21 protein-coding genes are annotated in these 23,146 nt (G+C 32.5%); 17 read left to right on the plus strand and 4 right to left on the minus strand.

The annotated features are described in order from the left end of the window. Positions 1–235: 235 nt before the first annotated feature. Positions 236–823 (minus strand): IS1595 family transposase, encoded by a 588-nt coding sequence (locus tag ACLRVU_RS14920; protein WP_161129568.1) that lies wholly within the window; start codon positions 821–823, stop codon positions 236–238. Next, a complete protein-coding gene (locus ACLRVU_RS14925) occupies positions 810–1,253 on the minus strand; it encodes an IS1 family transposase (RefSeq protein WP_161129569.1) in 444 nt (147 codons plus the stop codon). Before ACLRVU_RS14925 ends, ACLRVU_RS14920 begins: the two co-directional genes overlap by 14 nt. Positions 1,254–1,517: 264 nt before the next feature. On the opposite strand from ACLRVU_RS14925, the gene ACLRVU_RS14930 reads away from it, so the two are divergent. Together ACLRVU_RS14930 and ACLRVU_RS14935 are read left to right on the plus strand one after the other, a co-directional pair. Beyond that, positions 1,518–2,408 carry a hypothetical protein gene (locus ACLRVU_RS14930; RefSeq protein WP_161129570.1) on the plus strand — a complete coding sequence of 297 codons (891 nt, stop codon included), beginning with the start codon at positions 1,518–1,520 and terminating at the stop codon, positions 2,406–2,408. 177 nt (positions 2,409–2,585) lie between these two features. Beyond that, entirely contained in the window at positions 2,586–2,870 is a 285-nt protein-coding gene (locus tag ACLRVU_RS14935; RefSeq protein ID WP_240140448.1) for a transposase, read from the plus strand. 453 nt (positions 2,871–3,323) lie between these two features. Here ACLRVU_RS14935 and ACLRVU_RS14940 read toward each other — a convergent pair whose 3' ends face one another. After that, positions 3,324–5,156, minus strand: a complete 1,833-nt coding sequence (locus tag ACLRVU_RS14940) for a transposase (RefSeq protein WP_161129571.1) — start codon at positions 5,154–5,156, stop codon at positions 3,324–3,326. A gap of 610 nt (positions 5,157–5,766) precedes the next feature. Here ACLRVU_RS14940 and ACLRVU_RS14945 point away from each other — a divergent pair. The 8 genes from ACLRVU_RS14945 (at position 5,767) to ACLRVU_RS14980 (ending at position 13,895) form a co-directional block, all read left to right on the plus strand. Continuing rightward, entirely contained in the window at positions 5,767–6,243 is a 477-nt protein-coding gene (locus ACLRVU_RS14945) for a PTS glucose transporter subunit IIA (RefSeq protein WP_161129541.1), read from the plus strand. Between the two features lie 6 nt (positions 6,244–6,249). Further along, positions 6,250–7,086: a PRD domain-containing protein gene (locus tag ACLRVU_RS14950; protein WP_412892322.1), complete on the plus strand. Its 837-nt coding sequence runs from the start codon at positions 6,250–6,252 to the stop codon at positions 7,084–7,086. 251 nt (positions 7,087–7,337) lie between these two features. Beyond that, positions 7,338–8,741, plus strand: coding sequence for a PTS transporter subunit EIIC (locus ACLRVU_RS14955; protein ID WP_161129539.1), 1,404 nt, complete (start codon positions 7,338–7,340; stop codon positions 8,739–8,741). Between the two features lie 8 nt (positions 8,742–8,749). Then, on the plus strand, positions 8,750–9,451 hold the full coding sequence (locus ACLRVU_RS14960; protein WP_161129538.1) for an MBL fold metallo-hydrolase: 702 nt from the start codon (positions 8,750–8,752) through the stop codon (positions 9,449–9,451). A 40-nt stretch (positions 9,452–9,491) separates the two neighbouring features. After that, positions 9,492–10,142: an HAD family hydrolase gene (locus tag ACLRVU_RS14965; protein ID WP_087159069.1), complete on the plus strand. Its 651-nt coding sequence runs from the start codon at positions 9,492–9,494 to the stop codon at positions 10,140–10,142. Between the two features lie 130 nt (positions 10,143–10,272). Beyond that, complete coding sequence (locus ACLRVU_RS14970; RefSeq protein ID WP_161129537.1) at positions 10,273–11,661, plus strand: M24 family metallopeptidase; 1,389 nt, start codon at positions 10,273–10,275, stop codon at positions 11,659–11,661. A 755-nt stretch (positions 11,662–12,416) separates the two neighbouring features. After that, positions 12,417–13,466 (plus strand): helix-turn-helix transcriptional regulator, encoded by a 1,050-nt coding sequence (locus ACLRVU_RS14975; RefSeq protein ID WP_161129536.1) that lies wholly within the window; start codon positions 12,417–12,419, stop codon positions 13,464–13,466. Between the two features lie 75 nt (positions 13,467–13,541). Then, positions 13,542–13,895, plus strand: a complete 354-nt coding sequence (locus tag ACLRVU_RS14980; RefSeq protein ID WP_087159073.1) for a helix-turn-helix transcriptional regulator — start codon at positions 13,542–13,544, stop codon at positions 13,893–13,895. A 163-nt stretch (positions 13,896–14,058) separates the two neighbouring features. On the opposite strand, the gene tnpC is transcribed toward ACLRVU_RS14980, so the two are convergent. Continuing rightward, complete coding sequence (gene tnpC / locus ACLRVU_RS14985) at positions 14,059–15,012, minus strand: IS66 family transposase (RefSeq protein WP_257362038.1); 954 nt, start codon at positions 15,010–15,012, stop codon at positions 14,059–14,061. Between the two features lie 292 nt (positions 15,013–15,304). Here tnpC and ACLRVU_RS14990 point away from each other — a divergent pair, with 292 nt between their 5' ends. From ACLRVU_RS14990 to ACLRVU_RS15020, 7 genes are all read left to right on the plus strand, one after another. After that, positions 15,305–16,438 (plus strand): hypothetical protein, encoded by a 1,134-nt coding sequence (locus tag ACLRVU_RS14990; protein ID WP_172694834.1) that lies wholly within the window; start codon positions 15,305–15,307, stop codon positions 16,436–16,438. 225 nt (positions 16,439–16,663) lie between these two features. Next, entirely contained in the window at positions 16,664–19,336 is a 2,673-nt protein-coding gene (locus ACLRVU_RS14995) for a sigma 54-interacting transcriptional regulator (RefSeq protein WP_412892323.1), read from the plus strand. A gap of 412 nt (positions 19,337–19,748) precedes the next feature. Continuing rightward, positions 19,749–20,186 carry a PTS sugar transporter subunit IIA gene (locus ACLRVU_RS15000; RefSeq protein WP_257362037.1) on the plus strand — a complete coding sequence of 146 codons (438 nt, stop codon included), beginning with the start codon at positions 19,749–19,751 and terminating at the stop codon, positions 20,184–20,186. Then, positions 20,180–20,656 carry a PTS sugar transporter subunit IIB gene (locus tag ACLRVU_RS15005; protein ID WP_015536465.1) on the plus strand — a complete coding sequence of 159 codons (477 nt, stop codon included), beginning with the start codon at positions 20,180–20,182 and terminating at the stop codon, positions 20,654–20,656. Before ACLRVU_RS15000 ends, ACLRVU_RS15005 begins: the two co-directional genes overlap by 7 nt. A 13-nt stretch (positions 20,657–20,669) precedes the next feature. Beyond that, positions 20,670–21,461, plus strand: coding sequence for a PTS mannose/fructose/sorbose/N-acetylgalactosamine transporter subunit IIC (locus ACLRVU_RS15010; protein ID WP_015536464.1), 792 nt, complete (start codon positions 20,670–20,672; stop codon positions 21,459–21,461). Beyond that, a complete protein-coding gene (locus ACLRVU_RS15015; protein WP_015536463.1) occupies positions 21,454–22,287 on the plus strand; it encodes a PTS system mannose/fructose/sorbose family transporter subunit IID in 834 nt (277 codons plus the stop codon). The genes ACLRVU_RS15010 and ACLRVU_RS15015 overlap by 8 nt, the downstream gene beginning before the upstream one ends. Before the next feature lie 37 nt (positions 22,288–22,324). After that, positions 22,325–23,092 carry an N-acetylmannosamine-6-phosphate 2-epimerase gene (locus ACLRVU_RS15020; protein WP_015536462.1) on the plus strand — a complete coding sequence of 256 codons (768 nt, stop codon included), beginning with the start codon at positions 22,325–22,327 and terminating at the stop codon, positions 23,090–23,092. The last annotated feature ends 54 nt before the right edge of the window (positions 23,093–23,146 follow it).

The following is a 23,146-nucleotide window of genomic DNA, read 5'->3' on the forward strand; positions in this document are numbered from 1 at the left end:
TATCTAATAAATTCAACTTAATTTGTATCAATGAGAAACTATGTAATATCTGTTTTATAGATTGTTGAAGGTTAAGTATACACTCAACTAATCTGGTATTCATTGACGTCAAGACAATCATGAATTAACTGTCTAATACTAGAATTCTTATATATAACGATTTGAAAGAGGAAATTATTGTAATTAAGAAATTAAAAATTTGCGCTTAACCTCCAATTTGTTGACATAGGCCATATTAGGCAATCGCCAGCTTAAAAAGATCTTCCTTCCGTATCTGGCGTATGAAAAAATAACACACTCTTTTTCGCAGTCTCTTCATGATCAAAAGCAGGATCTCCTGGCTGTCCCTTCCCATATATTCTCTCTGTAACATGAAAAGTGCATTGTACCGATTTATATATTTGCTCGATACACCTCGGTAAACACGATACTGCTCCTGTATCTGGGAATGGAACGAGTTCACATTGTTTAAATGATTAACGGAATCATATTCATGATATGATTCCAACACCTTGTTGGAACAGTTCTTTTCTTTAAGCAGCTTGACATAACTTGTCAGACCGTCTGTCCACACATAGCTTTCATCGGTTATACATTCACAGAAAGTTTCCGCATCCATGGAAGATGGCTTTGCCACATTAAGCGATCTGGCTATGCATTTTCCCAGTCTCTGGACCGCCGTGAGGATACAGATCTTTTCATCCGACAATCCTCGTTTTGTGGCCGGTGTTCCGCGCTTCTTTTCCGGATGCCCGTCAATGATCCTTCCTTTTCTACAGTGCGTTACATATGTTTCATCCATTTCCACTTCATGACCGACCATATATGTCAGACTCCATATCTTCGATAAAATGAAGGTATTTATGACGCATACGAAAAACAGTTGATTCATGAACATTGATCTTGGCCGCTGTATGCAGAAGAGAATTTCCTTTCTGCGTTTCAATGATCAGATCATTCCATTTGGACTGTGGCTGATGAGAGTAATATGTCAACTGCCCATGATCACATACAAACCGCTTATGACAGGAAGAGCATTTCAACATTTGTTTACCGGCTTTGGTCTTTCCAGCTTTCACGAGCACGGAATGAAACTGTCCGCATTTTGGACAGTATTCAAAATGGAACTGGTTCATCTGCCTGTTGGTCTCGATAAGATCACGGATCATCTGAGAAACACGATCTTTCTGGTAAGCACAGAGCTGATTGGAGATGTTAGGAAGAAGATAGTTGGATTCATAGTTGATTGACATAAAGGATACCTCATTTCTTATCTTTATCTATAAGGCACCACCTAATTTGACATCATTTATGTCAGTTATATCGCATATCAACAAATTGAAGGTTAAGCGAACTTTATATTAACATTCATTTATTAGAATTTAACTTTTGGAATGTTAAAATGAAATAAAATAGAGTTAATAATTTTAGATTTATTCAATTATTAACTAAGAGAAGATAAATTCTTAATGCAAAAACAGATAAATCCATTTAGAATAAAACTAGGAGAGATCATTATGAAACGTAGACTATTTAGTATTTTTGCTATCTTATTATTTGTTTTAAGTGGATGTCAAAAAGAACCAACAAGTAAGTATATTCTTCCTATAGAATCACAGTATTTTCTAGGTAAAGAATCTTATGAAAGCGTAAAAGAACATGATACAGATTCATTTAGCTTGGATTCTACATATGCAAATGAAGTTACAGTGGAAGAAGATTGTTTGGTTCTAGAAGCTAGTGATTCACAAATTAAAAATCTTATTGAGAATAATCAAAAAATCATGGAGGAAATAGCTCAAGAATTTGAAGCTATAAAGGATAATTATACAGTTGAATGGAGTGAAGATTATTCTTCTGTGACTTTTAATGTGGACGATGAAGGATTGTTTTCAGATAATGCAGCAAAAGCTTTAGAAAATATGAGTCATACTTTCTGGATTAGTTATATTTTGCAAACAAATTCTGCTTTGATGAATCAAGATTGTGATACAACAGTTAATGTAACTTATAAAAATGCAGATAGTGGACATATACTTTCAAAAGGTTTATTTCCATATGAAGAATTTACAATAACTCAAGAAGATTGGGAATTAAGCCAAAGTCAAGATGTAATTCGTAGTATAGAGTATGACGGATATATTGATATGAAAATGATTGTTAAACAAGTAGATTCTGATAAAATCATATTCGCTCCTCAAGAAAAGGATTCATTTTATTCTAATGATGAAAGCCTTTGCCTATGCTTAGATAGTGTATATGCCGATGATATTAAACTTCCTCATCAGATTGAAGAAGGAGATGTATTTGTACTAAGAGTTGATGGAAGTTATGCTTTACATGAAGATGGGGATGATATTCCAGATATTGCTCCAGTTGCACTGATTCCTGAAAAATATTATGAATAATAAACGATATTAATTATAAATAATCGCATGAATTAAGAGAAGTATTTCTTTAGTTCATGCTTTTTAAGATAGCATAAAATATCTTGTGTAAATTCGTTTTTCTGGAAATGTAGAAAAAAAGGTATATCCTTAGTAAAATTAGTTCGACCAAAAACAATTTACGAAAGGAATATACCCATGAACTATTTTACTACATCTTTAATGAAAAACCTATTTTCTAATGACAACAATCTTCCAGCTTTTGAACAGGCTGTAACTGAACTGTTTCGTTCAGAGTTGGAGAAATCTCTCAATGAAATACTCGCATATGAGTTGACGGCTTTTCTTGATTATGAACCATACGCTAGAACCAATAACGAAAATTCTAGAAATGGTTCCTATCAAAGAAAGTTTGATACAAAATATGGAACTATTACGCTCAATAAGAGAAGATTCAACATTGCAGAATTTATGGAAGAATAATTGTCGTAAATATAGGCTACTTCTTTTCTTTGCAAAAATTATGAAAAGTTTCGAAAATAATCAAGTTTTTTTCTTGCTTAACCCTAAAAATTCATGGTGCTATATTCTAACTCTATAGTCTAAAAAACGGGTGCTAAAGGAACTATATCTGCTTTGAATCTCGTAAAAATGCTTTATATATAGGGGCTTTATAAATAATTAAACCACAAAACATTTCCAGCGTGTGTATTCAATCTTGCCTTTATATAAAGAGTAAAAGTAGCGAATATAAAAGTCGGCACCCGATTTTTATACTATAGAAATATTCTAAAGACGGGATTGACATTATTTATTATCAGGATTATAATCCCGTTTTCGACAGTTATGTAATATAAAAGTGAGCGCAAAGCCTTTAAATAAAGGCATTACGCTCATTTTTACTATTTATAAATTGTTGTATGGAACTATTATTCCTCAAATTTTTTTTAATTTATTCAAGGTTTTCGGCAGATAGTATTTTCGATTCAGTTTTAAATCAAACAGTTGTTCCAGTGAATCCAGTACATCCGATCCGGTATAACAGGACTGGTAGTACATATCCGAGCAGTTGACCACATTCATGTTCTGCAGCGTTTCGATGATCTGCCCGGTTGTAAAATGCGTTTTGTTTCTGTCTAATTTGACCTCGAGCAATCGGTAGATCAATAAAGCTGTGTAACAGATCAGGAAGTGTGCTTTTATTCGGTTTTCCTTGTGATGATATACGGGTCTTGAACTGAAGTTTGTTTTCAGGATGCGGAAACAGTCTTCTATTTGATATCTTCTTGACTGGATGTCCAGGACTTCTGTTTCCTTCATGTCGAATATATTTGTGGCGACCGCATAGAAACCATCGTACTGTGCTTCGGCTTCGATACGTGCTTCATCTAAAGAATAATTCTTCTTTTCTTTGTCGCTCTTGATAAACCTTGTCACGTCGTGAGGTCCTTTCTTGAAGTTTTCAGGATCCATGGCTGTCAGTATTTTTTTTGCACGATCGATCTGCCTGTTCCTTACCGTCTTCTGGTATTCAGCCATCTTTCTTGAATAGGTCACGATGATACGCTGTTTCAGGGTCCCTTTTGATTTTACCTTTCTAGTCTTTCCGTTCTTAGACTGACGGATCTCGAACAAACCCAGATCCACCGGTTTGTCAACCATTATGGATTTATATATGTATCCGTCATAATATTTTCGATTTTCCGTCAATGTTCGATCAAAGCTTTTCATGGCCTCTAAGGACATCGGCTTTCCGTCCTGGGAAAAACGGTAGTCAAAATCATTGAATACAGCCTGTTTTAGAACATCGCTCAATTTCTTGACCGATTGTGTTACCACAAACTTCCGCCCGCCAAAATCGTTGAATACCCTTGCGTCATTGTAGCCGAGCCCTGCATCTGCACAATAGATGATATCCTTGTTCTCGAACATCTTGAGCATCTTCTTTTCTGCCGGTACGGTACAAAGCGATTCATTGTCGCTTCCGGGATTGATACACATGCTCAGGGGAATGCCGTCGGCATCCATGAACAGTCCCATCTGTACGATCGGATTCGGGCGATGTTCTTTGGATACACCATATTTTAAGAGACCTTTTATCAGTTCACCTGTGATCTCGTCATATACATCCTCATCTTCGGTCTCCTTTTCAAAATAGAAGTTCGTACAGTCGAAATAACAGACACTGGTGTTTCTCTTGATCACTTTATTACTGGATTCAAATAAATGCGAAAGATATTCATCATAGTTTTCTTCCAGGATATCCATGAAACGAAGGATATCCTGATGGGAGAAATCAAAATCACCATAGAAGTGGGACAGGTTCTTCAAGGTATGCAGCTTGCTCCCCGGATCAAGGATTCTCGAAAAGGCAAGGACCATATTGATCATATCGGGATGGAAGGCGATCCTGCGGTCACTGCAGACCTTTTCAAAGAAACCGGAAAGATTCAGCGAGGAATAGATCTCCTTGAGATAGAGATAACCGATATTCCTGCAGGTGGACCTGGAAACAATGTTTCCCCGGTTGATGACCTTGTCGTCAAAATGAATGGTGATGTTATACTCGACCCTGCTGTTCTTAAGGTTGTCATTATATTCCTTCACTTTTTGTCTGGCATATTCCAGAGGATCGTCTGTGATCTTCAATAATTCCGAATGCTTGCCGATCCGTTCCACGTTCTTGGTGGTCACTTTTTTACCGTTGCGGATACCGACCTGGATGAAGTAGGTGGGATCCTTAGATTTTCTGTCATAGTTTAGTTTCATGAGGAAGGCTCCTTGTACATACCTATTATACCACAAAGTACAACGCCATACAACTTCCGTACAACAAAATTAAAGAAGGATTTGACATAAAAAAAGCGCTATATAAGCGACATTCAGGATATTTATGATTTTATAACTGTCGAACTACCGAATAATTGTCGTAAATATAGGCTACTTCTTTTCTTTGCAAAAATTATGAAAAGTTTCGAAAATAATCAAGTTTTTTTCTTGCTTAACCCTAAAAATTCATGGTGCTATATTCTAACTCTATAGTCTAAAAAACGGGTGCTAAAGGAACTATATCTGCTTTGAATCTCGTAAAAATGCTTTATATATAGGGGCTTTATAAATAATTAAACCACAAAACATTTCCAGCGTGTGTATTCAATCTTGCCTTTATATAAAGAGTAAAAGTAGCGAATATAAAAGTCGGCACCCGATTTTTATACTATAGAAATATTCTAAAGACGGGATTGACATTATTTATTATCAGGATTATAATGTAAGCGAATACAGGATTGTTACTCTTTGAGGCTTTACCTGCATGTGTTTTAGATTGCATGTTTGTGAAGTTTCGAAGAGTTTTTTGTATATATAAGGAGTTGATGGTATGTTAAAAAATATATTCAAAGTGAAAAAATTTTTTCAAATATATTCTCCAGTTAATGGGAAGTGTGTAGATTTAAAAGATGTAAATGATCAAATGTTTGCCGATAAAATTATGGGAGAAGGAGTTGCATTCAAATACAATGGAAATACTATATATTCTCCGTGTAAAGGTAAAATTGTTGCAGTGGCAAGTACGAAGCACGCATTAGGTATAGAAACAGAAGATGGTATTGAAATCTTGATACATGTTGGATTAGAAACTGCTGAGTTTAATGGTAATGGATTTGAATTGTTAGTTAATCAAAATGATAAAGTAACAATAGGGCAGCCATTATTAAAAATTGATAGAGATTTTTTTGAAACACATCATACCGATTTGACAACACCTGTTGTTGTGACAAGTAAAGGATTGAATATAGAATTTACAAATAAAGAGGAAGTAACTATAAAAGATGTTGTAATGATGATAAATAGGTGATAAAAGATGAAAGTTGTCAAATGCATTAATAATAACGTAGCTATATGCCTTGATGATGATAATAATGAATTGGTTGCTTTCGGAAAAGGAATAGGGTTTAAAAAGCCGCCTTTCGAAATTGATGTAGCAGTTATTCAAAAGACATATTATGGTATTGATGAAAATTATGTTCATATGATAAATGAAATTCCTGAAGAAATTTTGTTACTTTCTGAAGAAATTATAAAATACGCAGAATATGAACCGGATTATATCTTTAGTCCTAATATTATCTTTACATTAGCTGATCATATCAATTTTTCTATAGTAAGGTGCAAAGAAAAATTAAATATAACCCTTCCTATTGTTCAAGATATAAAATTCTTGTATGAAAAGGAATATGCTATAGGTACATATGCGTTATTTTTGATAGAAAAAAAACTAAATATAAAATTACCGTTAGAAGAGGCTAGTTTTATTAGTTTACACATTATAAATGCAGAAGCTAGAAAAGCAGGTGAAATAGATGGCTATGCAGAAAATAAAGTGATTATTAATAAAATTACAAAACTGATAGAAAATAAATTCAATATAAGTATTAACAAAGATGGAGCGAATTATTCAAGATTTGTTTCACATATTCAATACTTATTAAGACGCATTGAAAGTAAAGAGGAAATAAAAAGTGAAAATAAAGAGTTGTATATAACAATGAAAAAATCATTTCCAGATACTTCAGATTGCGTAGATTCAATATCTGAGTATTTATTGCTACTTTTCAAATGGGAATTGTCAATTGAAGAAAAACTATACTTGATTATACATATAAATCGATTATGTTCACGAGAGGATTGTTACCAGTAGGGCTTAACCTAGAACACAAATCAAATTATTTTTGATTATGTTTTAGGTTTTTTTTGTTAAATGAAATTAAAATAGGCGCCTTTTAATGGCATTTAACACATATTTATAGGAGGTTGGTATCAGAAAAAAGATATTGTTGATAACTTATTTTATGAATCAAATTTAATACTTTAGCTAAAAGCACATATTAATTGAAAATTGTAAAGTATACGACATTAATGAATTTTTAAATTGTGAAGGGAGAAAAATAAATGTCAAATTATTCTAAAAATGCAGAAGATATTATTACATATTTAGGTGGCAGTAAAAATATTGAAGAAGTTAAGCATTGTTTTACTAGATTGAGATTTAAAGTGAAAGATAACTCGAAAGTAAATGTGGAAATGCTAGAAAAAATACCTTGCATAGTTCGAGTTATGAAAACAATGGGTCAGATTCAAGTTGTTGTAGGAAATGAAATAGATGAAGTTTATAAAGCTGTAGAAAAATACTTGGAAGGAACAAGTATAGATGTTTCCAAATTAGAAGAACCAGTAGAAACAAAAGAAGAAAAAGGACCTAAAGGAATTAAATATTATGGTAGTCAAATATTAAATGCAATTTCACAAACTATCAGCCCTATTTTGATGGGAATGGTAGTTGCTGGATTATTTAAAGCAATATTAACCATTTTAACTTTGACAAATATTGTAAGTACAGACAGTCAAACTTATATTTTGCTAAATTTAATGGGTGATTCGTTCTTCTATTTTATGCCTGTATTAGTTGCATATAGTGCATCAAAATATTTCAAATGTAATACGGTATTAAGTTTAATGCTAGCTGGTATTTTGCTTCATCCGAATTTCATAGATTTAGTAAATAGTGGAGAAAGTATTAGTTTGTTTGGGTTACCTGTTCATGCTATCTCTTATAGTTCTTCATTATTGCCTGTATTGTTTACTGTTTGGGTTCAGTCAAAGCTTGAAAAACTAGTAAGTAAGACATTTTTCACTAAATTAGGAATGCTATCCTTATTCCCAACGTTTTTAATTATGGCTCCACTAACACTGGTTGTAACAGGTCCATTTGGTTCAATTGTCGGAGAATTGATTGCAAATGCAATGTTAGTAATTTATAACAAATATGCAGTATTGGGTGTATTTGCAATTTGTTTCTTGATGCCATTATTTATTTGGACAGGAAGTCATTGGGTTTTTATGCCAGTAGCATTATCAAATATGACAAATTTAGGATTTGATCCATTCTTATGGCTTGGATTTACTGCATGGAACTTTTCACAGTTAGCTGTATCAACTGTAATTATGTTGAAAACAAAAGATAAAGATTTAAAACAAATCGCTGGTTCTGCTGCATTTTCTATTGCAACCGCAGGTATTTCTGAACCTTGTGCATATGGTTTAACATTAAAATACAAAAGACCAATTATCCCTTCTTTTATTGGATGCGCTGTAGGCGGATTATTCTTTGGAATCTTTAAAGTTAAAGTATTCCAAATGATTAATGTTTCTCTTTTAAGTTTGCCTCAGTTCTTGGATCCAGCAGGTGGAAACAACTTTATGCTTGCTATAATTGGAATAGTATTAGTATTTACTGTAACGTTTGTATTAACTTGGTTTTTTGGTTTTGATGATAAGAAAGATTTAGGCAAATAGGTGATTATATGAAAATTAATGATAGAATTTATTGGATTTCTGGAGGACCTTGGGGATATTTAGGTAATGCATACGCTATTAAACATTCAAATGGTTATGTGTTAGTTGATACAGGAAGCCCAGAAGCACTAGATGTAATTGTTAAAAATTTAAAATATTGGAATATTGATGAGAACAAAATTACACATGTATTAATAACTCATGCCCACGACGATCATACTGGATGTGCACATTATTTTCAGAAATGTGGTGCAAAAATTGTAATAGGAAAAGAAGATGCTAAAATGCTAGAAGATGGTCATTTAGGAGAATATAGTCCTTGTACAAATCATGTTATGCCAGCTTGTAAAGCTGATATTTTGATTGATAAAGATGAAATATTACAGATTGGTGACTTAGAATTTGAGATATTATGCTTGCCAGGACATACAGATGGAACATTATTATACTTTGTTCGAATTGATGATGAAAATGTTATGTTTAGTGGAGATATGTTTTATACAGATGGAAAATGGGGAGAAGAAACAAGAACTGGATGGAAAGGAGACTTGTCTTATAACTCTAAAAAATTAGGCGAATCCTTTGAAAAATTATATAAATTAAAAGAAGAACCGGATCTTGCATTGGCTGGCCACGGAATTCCTCGATTTGGTAAAGAGGCAGAAGTGATTCGTTTAGCTTATAAATACTATTTGAAATTTGATAGATAGAATTTATAATGGAGTGCTTGATTTAAATTTAAAAGATATTATGATAAAAGCAATTATATTTGATTTTAATGGTACTATGATTTTTGATCAAGAAATTTTAGAAAAATCATGGACATTATTTTTAAAAAATTTAATACATAGAAAACCAACTGATGAAGAATTCTCCAACTACATTCATGGAAGAAATATAGAAGAGAGTATACATTATTTTTTAGGTGATGATGTAGAAAATATCAATACATTAAAGCTAGAGAAAGAAAAAATATACAGAGATTTTTGCAAGGCAGACAAAGAAAATTATAAGTTGGTTGACGGCTTGCCAGAATTTTTAGATGATTTAAAAATGAAAAATTATGTATGTGCTATTGCAACAGCATCGGGACTAGATAATATTAGGTTTCATTATGAAAATTTAAAATTATATAAATGGTTTGATTGGAATAATATTATTTATAACGACTATAGTTTCAAAGGAAAACCTTCACCTGAAATTTATGAGAAATGTATTCAAAATCTTAATTTAAAAAAAGATGAATGTATAGTATTCGAAGATTCTATATCAGGGATTATTGCAGCAAAGAATGCTGGAGTTTATAAAGTAGTAGCAATAAATAAAAATAAAATGCTACCTTGCGAAAAAGCAGATAATATCATTTCTGATTATAAAAATGCGATAAAAATACTCGAATAAAAAATTATAACTGATCATCAAATATGAATTAGCAAATAAACATAAGTTGCATGGTCAGTTATATTTGTAATCAATAATTGCTGACAATTTAAAAAATTTATCAAATTTTGTGTATTTATGAGGAGGAAAAATGAGAAATATCATTTTAACAACAGTTGCTGAGCCAAAAAAAGATTGTAATGGCAGTCCTGTATTTTTAACAGATGAAACAATAGAAGAAAGAAAACAAAAAATACTTACCAGAATGCGTAAACTTCATCTTGATAAATTAGTTATTTATGGTGATGTTGAGCATGGTTCTAATTTTGAATATTTAGTTGGATTTTTTACTCGTTTTGAGGAAGCATTATTAATTATAGATAAAAGCGGTGAAATAAATATTGTTCTAGGTAATGAAAATTTAGGTAAAGCTGGAAAATCTAGAGTAAAAATCAGTAAAACTATACATGTGTCTTTGTTTTCACTTCCTAATCAGCCAAATCGTACAGATATATCATTTAAAGATTTACTTATTTCTGCCGGTTTAGATAAAGGACAAAGAATTGGTTTAGTAGGCTGGAAAAACTTCACTTCTATTTTAGAGGATAACAAACACACATATGATGTTCCATATTATATTGTTAAAAATATTATTGATATTATTGGCGATGAATACTTATTAAGTAATGAATGTTCAATATTTATTGGTGAAAATGGCGTCAGATGTACAAATAATCCAAATGAAATAGCTCATTATGAATATGGTGCAGCATTAGCTAGTGATTGTATTTTAGATGCCATGAATGATTTAAATCTTGGCATAAATGAACTAGAACTAGGTGATAAACTTGTTAGAAATGGACAACATACTTCTATTGTTACAATAGCTTCTAGTGGTCCTAGATTTATTAAAGCAAATATGTTTCCACGTGATAATACTGTTAAATTAGGTGACCCTATTTCTTTAACGGTAGGATACCGTGGTGGCTTAAGTTCAAGATGCGGATTTGCTGTCGAAAATGAAACACAACTTCCTGAAGGTCAAAAAGATTATTTAGAAAGAGTAGCAATTCCATACTTCAACGCCTATGTTGCATGGCTTGAAAACATTAAATGTGGATTACAAGGTCATGAAATATTTGATTTAATTGAAAGTGAATTACCACGAGAAAAATATGGTTGGTCATTATGTCCAGGTCATTTAACGGCTGAAGAAGAATGGATGTCTTCTCCTATTTATGAAAACTCAACTGAAGTATTACAATCTGGAATGTTATTACAAATCGACATTATTCCATCTGTTTCTGGTTATACAGGTTCTTCTGCTGAAAGTACAATTCTTTTAGCAAATGGATCTTTACGTAATCAAATCAAAAAAGAATATCCAGATATGTATAACAGAATGATTGAAAGAAGAAATTACTTAATTAATGTTTTAGGTATTAATCTATCTGAAGATGTGATGCCTATGTGCTCTACAGTTGCTTATTTAAGACCATTCTTACTAGCCCATGATAAAGCTTTAAAAGTAATTAAATAAGAACTTTAAACAAGAAAAATTACAAATTGATGATGCAAAAGCAGTAAATATAAGATGTTATATCACAATATAGCATTTCAATTTACTGCTTATTTAATATATGTTTATAAAATGGTTAAAATTTGTATTTGATTGATAAAACAGAATTTTAATAAAAATATGCGAGTCATATTGAGTTTTCTACAAATTTAGAAATAATAAAACAATTGATGAATCAAATTCTAGCGATTGAGTGAAGCAAAATCTTAAGTGTTTAGGAATAGCTTGAACTCAATATGTACTCACAGTGACTCCAAAATGAGTACAAAATATATGGAAAAGGTTTGGAATATAAAATAATACAGGAAGTAATTGTGTAAATGACCATATAATGTATATGTTGTATGGATTTAAAAGTATACAAAATCGAGTTCGAATAGTAGTATTCGGCTTGGATGTCGTCAAAAAGCCTTTATTTATCGGTGCTAGCCACGTGACTATTATTCCCAAGAGGATTTTTGCAACGATTTGTCTCAAAATCACTTTTGCAACAGTTGCAATTGTTCCCATTGGCTAGCAAGTTAAAGATGCTAAAATTGCATTTAGAGGGATGTCTTCGGATATCCCTTTTTAAGTATTCAATCTTCATATTAAGATTCAGCCAATTAATCAGCAGTTAATAATCTTCGTTGAAAGTTAACAACCATTCAATAGATAATGACCTTTTTCATTGTTAAAATAATGATGAAATATACTTTACGAAAGGAAAATGTATTATGAAAATGCATAAAATTATTAAAGAACGCCGCCTAGCTCTTAATTTTACTCAAGAGCAAGTTGCCAAATATTTAGGTGTCACCACACCAGCAGTAAATAAGTGGGAAAAAGGAATTTCGTACCCAGATATCTCGTTATTGCCAGCGCTTGCTAGACTACTAGACACAGACCTAAATACTTTATTATCATTTCAAGATGATCTTACTGACAAAGAAGTAGCAATATTTTTAAATCAAGTCAGTGAAACTATCGATAAAGAAGGGTTTACAGCTGGATATGATATGGCTATAGCAAAACTAAAAGAGTATCCTACTTGTGATCAATTAGTGTGTCAGGTAGCGATGCTTATGGATGGAGCTTTAATACTGAAAGAGCCAAAAGAAGATCGCTTAGAAGAATATCGAACAGAAATTATGTCTTTATATAAACGTGCAGCTAGAAGTGATAATATCCAGATCAAAGAACAAGCTATTTCGCATTTGATTTCTAATGAAATTCAAAGAAAAAACTTCACAGAAGCACAAGCCCTTTTAGATTCTATCTCAGATCCAAGTCCAGTAGATAAAAAACAGATACAAGCAAAAATGTATATTGAACAAGGAGAGTTATCAAAAGCAGCTAAAACAGTTGAAGAAAAATTGCTCTTGCTAAATACAGAAGTTCACGAAACTCTTTTGAGTTTAATGGATATCGCTATAAAGGATAAGCGATATGATGATGCTGGATATATCGCAAATGCTGATGAACAAGCAACAAAAATATTCGATCTGTGGGAATATAACAGATATTTAGCACATTTTCAGTTATATTTGGCCCTTAAAGATCGTACAAAACTTTTGAAAACATTTGTTCCTATGATCAAATCTTTGACCAAGAAATGGGATGTCAATAAATCGCTACTTTATCAACATATACAAACAAAAGAGGTGGACGAAGATTTTGGCAAAAAGTTACAAAAGAACATTCTAAAGTCTATATCAGGAGATGAAGAAGCATCTTTTTTGAAAGATAGCCCGGAATTAGAAGATATATTGAAAGATGTTAAATAACTTTGACACGATTCCAAAAGTCTTCGCTAGAAGTTAAAATAGGGGATCAGCTATAGTGATGACAAGGATAACATTATGTTAGGTGAAAATATCTTAAGACTTAGAAAGGAAGCAAATCTATCACAAGAAGCACTAGGTGATATCATTGGCGTTACAAGACAGACAATCTCCAATTGGGAGCTAGAAGAAACAGCTCCTAATCCCGAACAATTAAAACTCTTGTCAAAAGCCTTTAATGTCAGTGCCGATGATCTTTTAAACAACGATATCCAAAATATTATCGTCAAAAAAGTTAGCGATACTGAGATCGTCGTTAATGCCATTATGAAGGTACTTAAAGTCATTGGTATTGCCTTTGTAGCATTTGTAATCATTATTGCGATCGCTGAACTCGTCATTGTGCTTACTGCATCTGTGCCATCATTATAAGAGGGAAAAATTTAACTAAAAATAAGCTTCTGTATTGTATGCATAGGCTCTTTTTTAATGCCTTTTCATTAGAATTAAACGTAAGCGCTAAGTAAAAGGGTGTTGTAAAATCAATAAAAAAAGATCGTGATCTGCACAAAAGCTGCTGTGATCACGGTCTTCTTTACTTACATATTTCCTGAGCTTGTCTACTCCATGGCATCAAGTTTTCAATGACTTCTCTGTTTCTTATGTAGTCGCTACCCGGCATGTTCTTGAATACGAAGCACAGATATTTATAAGGATCTATCTGGTTGGCCTTTGCCGTCTCTATGATACTGTAGACATAGCCGCTAGATTCGGCCCCCTTTACGCTGTCGCTGAACAGCCAATTCTTTCTTCCCGTCGTGAATGGTCGTATCACTCGTTCATCCAGTGAATTGGTCATCGGAAGATGTCCGTCCTCGATATAACGGCACAATCCTTCCTGGTGGTCCAGGGCATAGGAAAAGGCTTTATTGACCTTGGATCTCTTCAGTGTCTTGTCTCTGTTTTCAAAACACCATGTGAAAAAATCCTTCAATAAAGGAACGGCTTCATTCTGTCGTATTCGTTTCTTTTCTTCACAGTCCATATCTGCGATCTTCTTCTCGATGGCGAAAAGTTTTCCGATCTTTTCTATAGCTCTACAGCTCAGGGAATCTTCGATCCCTTTTCTGTCTTTTGGCAGAGCTTCTACGAACTTCCTTCTTGCGTGGGCCCAGCAGTAGACGTTGGTCACTCCTTCCAGATGATTGTATCCGGCATAGGCATCGGTGATCAGATAACCGCTGAATCCTTTTAGATATTCCTTTGGATTATCACTGCTTCTGTTTGGCCGGTAGTCGAAGAGCGTTATCGGATGTGGGGATCCGCTGATATTGGAATAGACCCACATATAGGACTGTGGTGTCGCTTTCTTTTCCGGTTCCTTCAGTACCTGTACTCTGGTCTCGTCGCCATGGATATAGTGTTCTTTCAAAAGCTCATCATGCATATGTTCGATCAATGGCTTCAACCATGTTCGTGATGCCTGTATCACCCAGTTCGCCATCGTGGTACGACTGAGTTCGAGTCCCATTTGTTTCCAGTCCTGCACCTGTTTACGGGAAATAAGAGATAATGCTCGTCGCAGACCACATAAGCGCTGTAAAGTGCAGCTTTGAGAGCAGGGCTATGCCCGAAACTGAAAAACCACTAGCTAGGCTGGTGAATATTTATTATATATATCCTTGATAATTTAATACTAAATATGATATATGGAGTCAAAATGTTATAATTAGTTCATGGAAAAGAACAGTGATATATCAATAAAACAGAATCTAATACCAACGATAAAACAAAAAATTCAGTTTAATTATGAGAAAGATAATTCATTGCTGATCTTAAAGATGAATAATACAGAATTACTATATCGTTTGAGAAGTGTTTTGTTTGGCAAAAAAGCAAGGATTAAAGCATATATCAAGAATGAATATGAAGAACATGAATGGTATAAGATTGATAACTCGTTACAAAGTGAATTGCGTTTTCAGTATAGATTAAGTTCTTTAAATATTGAGGATAAATATGCTTATTTTATTATAGATTCTTTAGATGACAATGGCTTTTTAACAATGTCGGATGAAGAATATTGTTCTCATTTAAAAATAGATCAAAATGAGTTCACTAGAATATTAAATGAACTTCAAAAAATGGAGCCAATAGGAATTTTTGCGAAAAACTCTATCGATAGCATAAAGATTCAGTTACAACAAGATGAGCAATATTTCGCATTGGATATATTCACAAATCATTCAAAAGAATTAATTGAAAAAGATTATTCATCTTTGGCAACAATTTATCAATGTACTGTTGATGAAATCATGGATGCTGTTAATGTGATAAAAGAGCAGACACCTTTCCCAGCTACTCAATATGGTTCCAATACATCGTTAGAAGAAGCTATCATTCCAGATGTTGAAATAAAAGTGGAAAATGAAAAAGTTATTGTACACGCAATTGATCCAATCAAAGATATATTTGAAGATTATACAAGCCAAATCAATTCCGATGATCTTTTAAAAGAATATTTCCAGCAAGCAAATATTTTAATTGAAGATATTACAAAACGAAACAAAACAATAATGTTAATAATGAATGAAATTATAAAACGACAAAAGAATCATTTTTTATATGGAGATGAAATCGCTTCTTGCACTATGAAAGAGATCGCTCAAAATATAGGGTCCAATATATCAACAGTAAGTCGCTGTATAAAAGATAAATATTATTTATATAACGATAGAGTTTATCCAGTAAGAGCATTGCTAAAACAAAAAGATCTGGTAGAGAAAAATGATGAGATTATTAGTAGAATCAAAGATTTTATTGCCCAAGAGGAAAAGGCATTTCCTTATAGTGATTACACATTATATCTTTTATTAAAAAAAGAAGGCTATATGATTTCCAGAAGAACTGTTACTAAATATAGGAAGATCTTGAATATTCCAAGCTCTTATAAACGCAAAGAAAAGAACAAATAAAAGTGTACCTCAAAATTTGAGATATGCTTTTTTCGTTTTCTAGGATCAAGTTGGCATATATAATTGCTAATAAAAATAAAAATAGTAATTCTTTCATTAATTCATTATAATAAACTCAATATAAGGAGGGTAAAGATGGAACAGGCTATATTAAATTACATAAATCAACAGACCGAGAATATTGACTGGAACGATCTCGATTTCTTAACGTTAAATGCAATATCTTTGGAAGTAAATAGAAATAAAAAAGAAGTTCAAAAGACCTTATTTGAATTGAATAAAAATGGAAAAATTATAAGGATAAATACCCATCCAATTATTTATGTTAGTCGTTTAATGTTGGCAAAAAAGTATAATACTAGTATTTCTGAAAATGTGTATGAAACCTTAGATGAATTGCTTAAAGATATAAGGTTCAGCAAGATCGATTCTTCATTTCATGAATTGATAGGGTATAATGGATCCTTGAAATCTTGCATAAATCAATGTGTTGCGGCAATTCAATATCCAGGAAATGGGCTACCCATATTACTAATGGGATCTTCAGGTACTGGTAAAAGCTATATCGCAAGACTGATTTATGAACATGGGCATTCCATAGGACGAATAAAAGGAGATTTTATACCAGTCAATTGTTCTGAATACAGCAACAATCCAGAATTATTTTTAACAAATGTATTTGGATATAAAAAAGGCTCGTATACAGGAGCAGAGAAAGATAATCAAGGAATTTTACATTATGCCAATAACGGAATACTTTTTCTAGATGAAGTACATGGATTGCCTCCAGAGTGCCAAGAAAAAATATTTCAATTTATGGATAGTGGTTCATATCACATGGTTGGGGATAATGTGCAATGGTACAAATCAAATGTTCAAATAATTATGGCTACGACAGAAAATCCGAATCAAGTGTTATTAAAGACATTATTAAGAAGAATTCCCTTAATTGTTCAGATTCCAGATCTAAATGATCGACCACTTCAAGAAAGAAGAGAATTGATTCACTATTTATTCACAAAAGAAGAAAAACATGTCGGTAAAGAAATTCAATTATCTAGAATGGTTTATCATGTTTTACAAGCTACTTCTTTTACAGGGAATATTGGTGAGGTAAAAAACATCATAAAAACCGCTGTTGCCAACGGTCTTTTAAAATCCCAAAAGGATGAAATTATTCATATACATATTAATGATCTTCCACCAAAATTTTATAAAAAGGGAGCCAATATATTAGATGATAAAGTTATGTTAAGCGTGAAACAGCTTCTTAATAAAAGAGAAGAAAATCATAATTTTTATCAGTTTCATTATGATATAATCAATCATTTGAAAAATAATAAACATAGTTTTTTAAATGAAACAGAAAAACAATATATTTATGGAAAAACTAAGATCTATATTGATTTGCTGTTTTATGATCTTAAACAAGATGAAATATATCAAAACAACATTAACTTAGATTTCATTACACAAGTGTTAAAAATAATAGAAAACAAATATCATTCAAAACATTTTACGAATAGTGAAATTGAAATTATCTATAAATTGGTTGCATTTTCAGCAGACATCCTAACATTGAATAAAAAGGCATTAGACGATGAATCAGTTAGAACATGCTATAAAAAAGTATTGGATTATTTTCTTGTTGACGAGAAAATTATTGAGGATTTTTATGAATTGATCAAAGATACGGTTTTGATAGAAAATGTTGATATTTTTAAATTGGACCTATTATTGTTATTTGTGTATTTTTTGAAAGATTTTAATGATCTGACAACTGCGAGTGTGATCATAGCCCATGGATATTCCATTGCCAGTGAAATGGCCAATAATGTAAATCATCTGTTGGAAAGACATGTTTTTGATTCTATTGACATGCCATTAGATTGTGATTTTAAAGATGTAGTGGATAAATTGATCATATATTTAGATGGCTTGTCTAAAAAAAGAAACGATGTCATAGTGTTAGTTGATATGGGATCATTAGAAAATATATACAGATATTTATCATCATATCCATTTAATATAGGGATCATTGATAATGTAACGACAAAACTATGTTTGGAAGTAGGAACAAAATTAATTCAAAATGAATCCATTATAAATGTTCTGGAGCAAGCAAGCTCACAAAATGTTAGTCATTATACATTGATAGAGAAAGAGAAAAAACAAGAGATCATTTTGACAATTTGCGAAACTGGATTGGGCATGGCTAATGCTATTGCGGATTTGGTAAAACAAAGTTTGCCAAAAAAGATTGATATTTTAATTATTCCATATGATTATCAAAGCTTGGTTGCCGAAGGGAAAAAGTTACCTTTATTTCACACTTATCATGTTTGTTTTATTTTAGGAACAACAGATCCTAATTTAGAAGGAATTCCATTTTTATCCATATTTGAGATCATGGATCAAAGAAATGCAAATTATATTCAGGGATTGATGAAAAACTATTTTAGTGATTCTGAAGTTTCTCAGTTTTGCAATGAGCTATTGAAGAACTTTACTATTGAAAATTTAAAAAATTATTTAAATGTGATTTCACCGCAAAAAATAATTGATGATATACAAGCATTTGTAAATGATGTGCAAAAAGAATTGGATATTCAATTAAATTCGAACTTGACTTGTTGTTTGTATATTCATCTGGCTTGCATGGTAGAACGAATCTTGCTTCATGAAGAAATCAACCGATTTGAAGCACTGGATACAATTATCAATCATAATCAAGACTTCTTTAAAAAGATAAAAAAATCTTTTAAGAGAATAGAGAAGACATACAATATACAAATACCAGATCAGGAAATAGCTTATTTACATGAATATATTTATTCAAGATATGAAGGATCAAGAGAAATCACTGATGAAATTCTTTCGGATCTTTTCAATAAATAGATTTGATAAGGACGAAATTCGGGTAACCAAATAATTTAGGGGACTCGGCCAGAGATCCAGGGGAGAATTTAGGGGACTAACCAATGATCAAAAATTTTCTACTCCCCTAAATTAAAAATTCAGCTGTAAAAGGAGGGTGAAATTGCCCTCCTTTTCATATCTCCCAGTCTAGTATTGATTCTGTTGATATTATCTTAATTTGGTCTTATTGTAACAGCCGCGTTTGGTCACGTTTTTCTTGAACTCAGACCTGGCTCTTGGGACTCCCTTGATAACTGGATTCCTTCGCATGCTTAAGAGGATGCGGTTTCGTGTATAATCAAAATCAGAGAAGCCTCGTGCGTTTCTCTTATAAGTTGGCACAAATTGTTGCTAATAATAGGGTGAATAAAAAAAGAGAAGGAGATGAATTATGACAAAGAAAATCATACTTGCATCACATGGTCGATTTGCTTCAGGAATGCTAAGTGCAGCAAAAATGATTATTGGAGAGTTGAAAGGAGTTGATAGCTTTGATTTAGAAGATTACGAATCACCATATGAAATTTATAAAAATATAGAACATGCTATGAAACAAGAAAATGATACAGTTTTTTTGATTCTAACAGATTTACTTGGTGGTAGCGTAAATAATCAGTTACTGGAATTATGCACAAATAAAAATGTGTATGTAATAGCAGGAGCAAATTTAGGGATGCTATTAGAATTGTATTTAGCTGATGATAATAAAGAAATTAGGACCATTATTAAAGATTCGGTAGAAGCATCAAAGCAAAATATACGATTTTTTGGATATCCTATCAACGACTATGTCGATCATAAGGAATTAATGGAGGTGAATTTATGGTAGTGATCCTAAGAGTTGATGATCGATTATTACATGGTCAAGTAGCCTTTTCCTGGTTAAACCTTCTTGGGCCGGACGCTATAGTTATAGCCAATGATGAAGTTATGACTAACGAGATTCAAAAAACTGCAATTAAGATGGCTAAACCAACGGGTGTGAAAATGTCAATACGTTCGCTTAAGGGAGGCATAGATCTAATAAATGATGAAAGAGTCCGAGATCTTAAGTTGTTTGTTGTTGTAAAAACGACAGAAGATGCATTGGCATTGATCAATAGTATTCATGAACATATTTCTTTAGTGAATATTGGAGGCTTGTCTAATCGAACTAAGGGAAATAACAAAATTGTAAAAGGCGTATATTTGTCTGATCAAGACATAATTAATGTAAAAGAAATTATGAAAAAAGTAGATAAGGTTGATGTAAGAATTGTGCCAACCGATCCTAACAAGAATATTGCTACTTTAATTTGAGAAAGGAGAGTTTATGTTTTTAAATGCTTTACTTGTGTCATTGGCAGTAGGTGTTTGTTACTTTACAAACGAATGGTTCTGCCGTTTGTTCAACGATAAACCAATTATTATTGGTACTATTGTTGGTTTTTTGCTAGGAGATCCAGTTACAGGAATTATCTGTGGTGGTACATATGAATTGATTTTTTTGGGAGCTGTAAATATTGGTGGAACTGTACCAAGCGATGCTTTAACAGGAACCGCTATTGCCACAACTTTTATCATTTTAACAGATATGGATATTGAAGAAGCGATGGCTTTAGCTATCCCAGTAGGGCTTTTAATGGGTCAGATACAAATGATGACATTTATCATTCCAAGTTTCTTCAATAGTTATATAGATAAATTGATTGAAGATGAAAACGATAAAATGTTTGGCTGGATGGTAGCTTTAACATTATTGATGAGATGTTTCTTTGAATCATTCTTGACTTTTTTGGCTATTTATTTAGGAACCGATATCATTACTTCTATAATGAACGCACTACCAGAAGCTGTTACAGGAGGTCTTACAGTAGCTGGTGGAATGTTAGCAGCTGTCGGATTTGCTATGTTATTAAGAATGATCTGGACAAAAAAATTAGCTGTATATTTCTTTGTTGGATTCTTCTTAACAACTTATTTAGGTGTACCAACATTAGGTATCGCTATTGCCGGTGTATTGTATTGTATCATCCGTTATTATACATTGATTGATTCTCCAAAAAATTTGATGAATCAAAATGAAAATATGGCAATGGAAGGAGATGACTTGTTCAATGACTAAGAAAAATTCGATTTTATATTTGAATCCTGAAGATAAAAAGATGATCAATTCTGTTGCATGGAGAATGATGGTAGGAAGTGCACCTTATCAATATGAAAAGATGCAGGCATTGTCTTTTTTATACGCAATGGTACCTGTAGTTAAAAGATATTATAAGGATGATAAAGAAAAAAGAATCGAAGCTTATAAAAGACATTGGGAATTATGGAATACAACACCACAGGTAGCTGGATTGGCAGCCGGATTAGCTGCTGCAATGGAGAGAGAAGCTTCTATGAATCCGGATTATGATGTTAGCAGTATCAATGCAACAAAAGTTTCATTGATGGGACCTTTAGCAGGAATTGGTGATTCGATTTTCTGGGGATCTTTAAAGGTAATCGCAACTGGTATTGGTGTATCTTTTGCACTTCAAGGGAATATCTTAGGACCTATTTTATATTTCCTTGTTTATAATATCCCTTCTTCTTTAGCTAGACATTTGTTACCTGTCATAGGATTTAATTTAGGTACTAGTTTCTTTGACAAAATGAATAAAAATGGAATCATGCCATTTTTAACAGAGTGTTGTAACATTGTCGGACTTATCATGGTGGGATCTATGGCTTGTACAATGGTTACTTTAAAAATTCCATTTGTATATGAGGCAGAGGGTGCAACGATCAATGTACAAGAAATCTTAGATTCAATCTTGCCAAATGCTTTACCACTAGGGTTGACATTGTTGTGCTTCTGGTTATTAAAAAAGAAAAATGTATCTCCAACCATTCTTATTATTTTATTGGTTATTCTTGCAATCGCATTGCATGCAGTAGGAATTCTTTAGTCATATTGAATAATTATAAAAAATAAAGGAGGAAATTATGACAAAACAGGAAATTATTGAAAGTTTAAAAGGAGGATTAATTGTATCTTGCCAGACAGAGCCAAAAGATTGTATCCATGAGGATGGCAGAACAGTGGTAACAATGGCAAAGGCAGCTAAATGGGGTGGAGCTGTCGCTATTCGCTCCAATAGCCCTGAACAAGTAAAAGCTATTCATGAAGCTGTTGATCTACCTATTATTGGGCTCGATAAGATTTATTATGATACGATGGATAGAGTTATTATGACGCCAACTATTGAACATGCCAAGGCTTTGTGGGAAGCTGGGGCAAGAATCATTGCATTAGAGGCAACAGATCAGCTTAATCATTTGGGTGTTCCAACAAGAAATTTGATTCCAGAAATCAAAAAAGAATTACCTGAAGCTATTATTTTTGCAGATGTTGATACTGTTGAAAACGCTATTGAAGCTGCCAAATTAGGAGCGGATTTTGTTGCTCCAACACTTGCTGGATATACAAAGGCTACTGCATATATTACAGAACCGCCAGCATATAGAGAAGTTGCAGAAATGTGTAGAGCTGTAGATGTTCCTGTTATTATGGAAGGACATGTATATGATCCAGAGTCTGCTATGAAGAGTTTATATCTTGGATGTTATGCTGTAGTAGTTGGTAGTGCTATTACCCGCCCACATTTTATTGTAAAAAGATTTACGGATCTACTAAACAAATTCCCTAAAGATTCAAATTGGAGAGATGATGAACGAGCTTGGCAAGGACCAATTACTAAATTAGAAAAATAATCTATAAATTGTTTCCTCTACATAGATATGTGTCTTTATGTAGAGGAAACCTTC

The sequence above is a fragment of the Beduini sp. genome (assembly GCF_047239305.1).
GTDB lineage: Bacteria > Bacillota_I > Bacilli_A > Erysipelotrichales > Coprobacillaceae > Beduini.

What these genes read in the sequence shown, in the direction of transcription:
- ACLRVU_RS14930 (WP_161129570.1), top strand. Translation starts at nt 1,518, where the DNA reads ATGAAACGTAGACTATTTAGTATTTTTGCTATCTTATTATTTGTTTTA.
- ACLRVU_RS14990 (WP_172694834.1), top strand. Translation starts at nt 15,305, where the DNA reads ATGAATAATACAGAATTACTATATCGTTTGAGAAGTGTTTTGTTTGGC.
- ACLRVU_RS14965 (WP_087159069.1), top strand. Translation starts at nt 9,492, where the DNA reads ATGATAAAAGCAATTATATTTGATTTTAATGGTACTATGATTTTTGAT.
- ACLRVU_RS14975 (WP_161129536.1), top strand. Translation starts at nt 12,417, where the DNA reads ATGAAAATGCATAAAATTATTAAAGAACGCCGCCTAGCTCTTAATTTT.
- ACLRVU_RS14945 (WP_161129541.1), top strand. Translation starts at nt 5,767, where the DNA reads ATGTTAAAAAATATATTCAAAGTGAAAAAATTTTTTCAAATATATTCT.
- ACLRVU_RS15005 (WP_015536465.1), top strand. Translation starts at nt 20,180, where the DNA reads ATGGTAGTGATCCTAAGAGTTGATGATCGATTATTACATGGTCAAGTA.
- ACLRVU_RS14955 (WP_161129539.1), top strand. Translation starts at nt 7,338, where the DNA reads ATGTCAAATTATTCTAAAAATGCAGAAGATATTATTACATATTTAGGT.
- ACLRVU_RS14925 (WP_161129569.1), bottom strand. Translation starts at nt 1,253, where the DNA reads ATGTCAATCAACTATGAATCCAACTATCTTCTTCCTAACATCTCCAAT.
- ACLRVU_RS15000 (WP_257362037.1), top strand. Translation starts at nt 19,749, where the DNA reads ATGACAAAGAAAATCATACTTGCATCACATGGTCGATTTGCTTCAGGA.
- ACLRVU_RS15020 (WP_015536462.1), top strand. Translation starts at nt 22,325, where the DNA reads ATGACAAAACAGGAAATTATTGAAAGTTTAAAAGGAGGATTAATTGTA.
- ACLRVU_RS14960 (WP_161129538.1), top strand. Translation starts at nt 8,750, where the DNA reads ATGAAAATTAATGATAGAATTTATTGGATTTCTGGAGGACCTTGGGGA.
- ACLRVU_RS15015 (WP_015536463.1), top strand. Translation starts at nt 21,454, where the DNA reads ATGACTAAGAAAAATTCGATTTTATATTTGAATCCTGAAGATAAAAAG.
- ACLRVU_RS14935 (WP_240140448.1), top strand. Translation starts at nt 2,586, where the DNA reads ATGAACTATTTTACTACATCTTTAATGAAAAACCTATTTTCTAATGAC.
- ACLRVU_RS14940 (WP_161129571.1), bottom strand. Translation starts at nt 5,156, where the DNA reads ATGAAACTAAACTATGACAGAAAATCTAAGGATCCCACCTACTTCATC.
- ACLRVU_RS14970 (WP_161129537.1), top strand. Translation starts at nt 10,273, where the DNA reads ATGAGAAATATCATTTTAACAACAGTTGCTGAGCCAAAAAAAGATTGT.
- ACLRVU_RS14950 (WP_412892322.1), top strand. Translation starts at nt 6,250, where the DNA reads ATGAAAGTTGTCAAATGCATTAATAATAACGTAGCTATATGCCTTGAT.
- ACLRVU_RS14920 (WP_161129568.1), bottom strand. Translation starts at nt 823, where the DNA reads ATGGTCGGTCATGAAGTGGAAATGGATGAAACATATGTAACGCACTGT.
- ACLRVU_RS15010 (WP_015536464.1), top strand. Translation starts at nt 20,670, where the DNA reads ATGTTTTTAAATGCTTTACTTGTGTCATTGGCAGTAGGTGTTTGTTAC.
- ACLRVU_RS14980 (WP_087159073.1), top strand. Translation starts at nt 13,542, where the DNA reads ATGTTAGGTGAAAATATCTTAAGACTTAGAAAGGAAGCAAATCTATCA.